Origin of the sequence: Trichococcus sp. K1Tr (assembly GCF_028309625.1) — a bacterium.
Lineage (GTDB): Bacteria > Bacillota > Bacilli > Lactobacillales > Aerococcaceae > Trichococcus.
The window spans coordinates 1-3397 of the sequence record NZ_JAQMHR010000021.1; the positions used below are offsets into that span (position 1 = coordinate 1).

The window sequence follows — 3397 nt, forward strand, 5'->3', positions numbered from 1 at the left end:
TTCTTTTTAAGGAGCCGCCCGCCCCAGTAAAACTGCCCACCTGACACTGTCTCCCGCCCCGATAAGGGGCGCGGGTTAGAATTTCAATACAGCCAGGGTAGTATCCCACCGACGCCTCCACCGAAGCTGGCGCTCCGGCTTCTCAGGCTCCTACCTATCCTGTACAAGCTGTACCAAAATTCAATATCAGGCTACAGTAAAGCTCCACGGGGTCTTTCCGTCCTGTCGCGGGTAACCTGCATCTTCACAGGTACTATAATTTCACCGAGTCTCTCGTTGAGACAGTGCCCAGATCGTTACGCCTTTCGTGCGGGTCGGAACTTACCCGACAAGGAATTTCGCTACCTTAGGACCGTTATAGTTACGGCCGCCGTTTACTGGGGCTTCGATTCAGAGCTTCTCCCAAAGGATAACCCCTCCTCTTAACCTTCCAGCACCGGGCAGGCGTCAGCCCCTATACTTCGCCTTGCGGCTTCGCAGAGACCTGTGTTTTTGCTAAACAGTCGCCTGGGCCTATTCACTGCGGCTCTCTCGGGCTATACACCCTACCAGAGCACCCCTTCTCCCGAAGTTACGGGGTCATTTTGCCGAGTTCCTTAACGAGAGTTCTCTCGCTCACCTTAGGATTCTCTCCTCGCCTACCTGTGTCGGTTTGCGGTACGGGCACCTCCCGCCTCGCTAGAGGCTTTTCTTGGCAGTGTGGAATCAAGAACTTCGGTACTATATTTCCCTCGTCATCACAGCTCAGCCTTATGATGAGCGGATTTGCCTACTCATCAGCCTAACTGCTTGAACGCGCATATCCAGCAGCGCGCTTACTCTATCCTCCTGCGTCCCCCCATTACTCAAACGGCGGGGAGGTGGTACAGGAATATCAACCTGTTGGCCATCGCCTACGCTTTTCAGCCTCGGCTTAGGTCCCGACTAACCCTGAGCGGACGAGCCTTCCTCAGGAAACCTTAGGCATTCGGTGGACAAGATTCTCACTTGTCTTTCGCTACTCATACCGGCATTCTCACTTCTAAGCGCTCCACCAGTCCTTACGGTCTAGCTTCGCAGCACTTAGAACGCTCTCCTACCACTGACATCTAAGATGTCAATCCACAGCTTCGGTGATACGTTTAGCCCCGGTACATTTTCGGCGCAGAGTCACTCGACCAGTGAGCTATTACGCACTCTTTAAATGGTGGCTGCTTCTAAGCCAACATCCTGGTTGTCTAAGCAACTCCACATCCTTTTCCACTTAACGTATACTTTGGGACCTTAGCTGGTGGTCTGGGCTGTTTCCCTTTTGACTACGGATCTTATCACTCGCAGTCTGACTCCCACGGATAAGTCTTTGGCATTCGGAGTTTGACTGAATTCGGTAACCCGTTGGGGGCCCCTAGTCCAATCAGTGCTCTACCTCCAAGACTCTCACAACGTGAGGCTAGCCCTAAAGCTATTTCGGAGAGAACCAGCTATCTCCAAGTTCGATTGGAATTTCTCCGCTACCCACACCTCATCCCCGCACTTTTCAACGTGCGTGGGTTCGGGCCTCCATTCAGTGTTACCTGAACTTCACCCTGGACATGGGTAGATCACCTGGTTTCGGGTCTACAACCACATACTAAACGCCCTATTCAGACTCGCTTTCGCTACGGCTCCGTCTCTTCAACTTAACCTTGCATGGGATCGTAACTCGCCGGTTCATTCTACAAAAGGCACGCCATCACCCATTAACGGGCTCTGACTACTTGTAGGCACACGGTTTCAGGTTCTCTTTCACTCCCCTTCCGGGGTGCTTTTCACCTTTCCCTCACGGTACTGGTTCACTATCGGTCACTAGGGAGTATTTAGCCTTGGGAGATGGTCCTCCCAGCTTCCGACGGAATTTCACGTGTTCCGCCGTACTCAGGATCCACTCAAGAGGGAACGAAGTTTCAACTACAGGGTTGTTACCTTCTTTGACGGGCCTTTCCAGACCTCTTCATTTACCTCGTTCCTTTGTAACTCCGTATAGAGTGTCCTACAACCCCAAGAGGCAAGCCTCTTGGTTTGGGCTAATTCCGTTTCGCTCGCCGCTACTCAGGAAATCGCATTTGCTTTCTCTTCCTCCGGGTACTTAGATGTTTCAGTTCCCCGGGTCTGCCTTCAATATCCTATGTATTCAGATAAAGATACTGCTCCATTACGAACAGTGGGTTTCCCCATTCGGAAATCTCCGGATCAAAGCTTACTTACAGCTCCCCGAAGCATATCGGTGTTAGTCCCGTCCTTCATCGGCTCCTAGTGCCAAGGCATTCACCGTGCGCCCTTTCTAACTTAACCATTAGCGAATAAATGGTGCAACTTGCGTTGCGTTATTTATTGGTTTGATTAAAGAAAAGTTTCACTTTTCCTCAGCTATTACTGTTATCTAGTTTTCAAAGAACAATCGCACTCAAAATTCTTCTTATTAGATAAGAAGAAAGTGATGTACTTTCTATTAAATGAGAGATTGAACTCTCAAAACTGAACAAAGCTTCAAAACGTACGTCTTGTCTAGCTACGGCTCCTAGTCATTCGATCGTTTCACTTTTGTCAACGAAACCAAATAACGGTTTCCCTGTCAAAAGCTCCAACGCTTTTCATGACTAAACAATCGCCTTCGCTTTTCATGTAAAAATCCTTAGAAAGGAGGTGATCCAGCCGCACCTTCCGATACGGCTACCTTGTTACGACTTCACCCCAATCATCTGTCCCACCTTAGGCGGCTGGCTCCATAAAGGTTACCCCACCGACTTCGGGTGTTACAAACTCTCGTGGTGTGACGGGCGGTGTGTACAAGGCCCGGGAACGTATTCACCGCGGCATGCTGATCCGCGATTACTAGCGATTCCGGCTTCATGCAGGCGAGTTGCAGCCTGCAATCCGAACTGAGAATGGTTTTATGGGATTCGCTTAACCTCGCGGTCTCGCAGCCCTTTGTACCATCCATTGTAGCACGTGTGTAGCCCAGGTCATAAGGGGCATGATGATTTGACGTCATCCCCACCTTCCTCCGGTTTGTCACCGGCAGTCACCTTAGAGTGCCCAACTGAATGCTGGCAACTAAGATCAAGGGTTGCGCTCGTTGCGGGACTTAACCCAACATCTCACGACACGAGCTGACGACAACCATGCACCACCTGTCATCCTGTCCCCCGAAGGGGAACGCCCTATCTCTAGGGTTGTCAGGAGATGTCAAGACCTGGTAAGGTTCTTCGCGTTGCTTCGAATTAAACCACATGCTCCACCGCTTGTGCGGGCCCCCGTCAATTCCTTTGAGTTTCAGCCTTGCGGCCGTACTCCCCAGGCGGAGTGCTTAATGCGTTAGCTGCAGCACTGAAGGGTGGAAACCCTCCAACACTTAGCACTCATCGTTTACGGCGTGGAC

Annotated in this window: 2 rRNA genes; both read right to left on the reverse strand. The window is 51.0% G+C overall.

Annotation, left to right across the window (positions count from 1 at the left end):
• Positions 1-2310, reverse strand: a 23S ribosomal RNA gene (locus PH235_RS14450); the annotation flags it as partial.
• A 344-nt stretch (positions 2311-2654) separates the two neighbouring features.
• Positions 2655-3397: ribosomal RNA gene (locus tag PH235_RS14455) — 16S ribosomal RNA — on the reverse strand; the annotation flags it as partial.